This is a genomic window from Rhodopseudomonas sp. BR0C11 (assembly GCF_010820945.1).
Lineage (GTDB): Bacteria > Pseudomonadota > Alphaproteobacteria > Rhizobiales > Xanthobacteraceae > Rhodopseudomonas > Rhodopseudomonas palustris_H.
In genome coordinates this window covers 1-2,112 of sequence record NZ_QTKI01000588.1, presented here as the reverse complement: position 1 = coordinate 2,112, position 2,112 = coordinate 1, and the positions used below count along the sequence as shown (strand labels likewise).

Here is a 2,112-nt window from a genome sequence, read left to right as displayed (position 1 = left end):
ATCCAAAGCCGGTGTCACCGACGTCGCGAACACCGGAGACGCCCCGAAGTCGAAGTACTTGTATTCGAGCGCCATCGACCACGATGGGGCGAGCGCGTATTCGAGCCCGCCGCCGACGGTCCAGCCCCAATTGGTGCTGGTGTTCGCCAGCGTCGTGCCGCCGACGCCGACAGTGTTGAACTGATCCTGCTGGCGATCCCACGCCGCGCCGCCCTTGACGTAGAGCAGTGTGCGATCAATCGCGTAACCGCCCCGCGCCGTCAACGCGCCGATCGCGTCGATCTTGCTGCCGCAGTCGAAGCCGGCCACCACAGGATTGGGATACGCGCCGAAGCAGGTGTTGGTGCCGCGGATATTCGCCCAATTGGCGGAGGCTTCGACGCCGGCGACGAGATGACCGAACTGGTAGTTCGCGCCGATCTGGCCGCCGAGCAGCGCGCCGCCGAGGTCGACCCGATCACCCGTCGTCGGAGTCGGGAACGGGTCCGCATAGGTGGTGCGGCCCCAGCCCGCGCCGACGCTGGCGCCGACATAGAGGCCGGTCCAATTGACCGACGCGATCCGCGGAGGCGCCTTGGTGATGCCGGCCGCCGAGGTCTCTGCCTTATCGACATCGCCGAACTTATAAGAGGTCTGCACGAAGCCGCCGTAGCGTTCGGCATAGAACTGCATCGGCGAGGTCGTCGCTTCTCTCGGGAAGATCGTGCTGGCGCTGTCGGTCGCGAAGTACCAATAGCGGCCGCCGACGCCGACGCTGAAGCGATCGGTGACAGCATAGGACAGGATCGCTTCGAATTGCGTGCCCCAGCCGTGGCCGACCTCCGACTGCGGATTGATGTCGGCGCGGAACCAATGATTGTCGAAGCCGGCGCGATTGACGTAAGGCAGATAGGCCGCATCCACCTCCAGCCGCAGCCGTTCGGTCAGCGGCGCGCGAACGTTGAGGCCGAGCGCGACGCCGCGCCAGGACTCGGTCTCGCTGAGGCCGACGAAGTTGGTGGGAAACGGGACGCCACAGGTGTCGAAGTCGGTCGCTATCTGCCGACAGCCGAAGCCGTTGCCGGTCTGGTAGAACGAACGATAACCGACGAACCCGCCGAGCTTGCGGCCGCCATCGTTGATGAAATTGTAGCCGATGTCGGCGCTGCCGAAAGCCATGCGGCCGTCGCGCATCTCCGAGATCGTGTTCGAGTAATTCACTTCGCTCGGAAAGTCTTCGTCGTTGAGCTGACCGCTCACGAGATGGCCGAGACCGAGATTGGCCTTGGCGAACAGACCCGAAGCGTGATCGACGCGCACGAAGGCTTCGAGCGAGTGTCCGGTCTGATCGCCGTAGATCAGCCGCGAATTCAAACGGCTCGGCTGGAAATTGTCGTTCAGATCCTTCTGCATCCGCCCCGAGCTGCCCCAATACCGGGTGCCGGCCTCGATCTGCCATCCGAGCGGCAGCGCAGCGGCCTTGACGAACAGCGGCACGTTGCTGCCCGCACTGAGCGTCGGTGCGCCCGAGCCGAGCCGATAGTTGAGGCCAGCCTTGACCAGATCAAGCTTCTGCTTGAAGCCGACCTCGGAGGCATTGCCGAATTGATCGACGTAAGCGGTGTCTTTGGTGCCGAAATCGACGTGGTTGTATTCCACGAAGGCCGACAGGTTCGGGCTCAGCGCGTATTCGAGGCCGGTGCCGGTGATCCAGCCCCAGCGCGTGCCGCTTTCGGTGAAGCGGCTGGCGCTGCCTGCGCGCTGCACGTCGCTGCTGCCGGTTGCCCACGCCGCGCCGGCCTTGCCGTAGATCAACAGGTTGCCCCAGGTCTGCCCAAGCCGCCCCGTGATCGTGCCGAGCGACGACAGCTCGTTGTGGCAGGTGAAATTTCTCCGTGTCCCGATATCGGTGGCGCATTTGGCGTAGCCGCCGATATCCGCTGCGGCGGCGGACGCTTCAACGCCGGCGACCCAGCGGCCGACTTGATAGTTCGCGCCGATCTGACCGCCGCCGAACAGCCCGGAACTATCGCCGCGCCCGGGGAACCCGCCCGACGTCGACGCGGCGAGCAGCGCGCCGGTCGCCGACTCCCAGTCGTTGCTACCGAAACCCTGTCTCTTATACACCTCTCC

The 2,112-nt window shown here is 65.0% G+C and carries 1 protein-coding gene; it reads right to left on the bottom strand.

Translation table 11 applies throughout. The features are described 5' to 3' along the window. On the bottom strand, positions 1–2,106 hold a 2,106-nt coding region (locus DYI24_RS25490), incomplete at its 3' end, for an outer membrane protein (protein WP_349627818.1). Positions 2,107–2,112 lie beyond the last annotated feature (6 nt).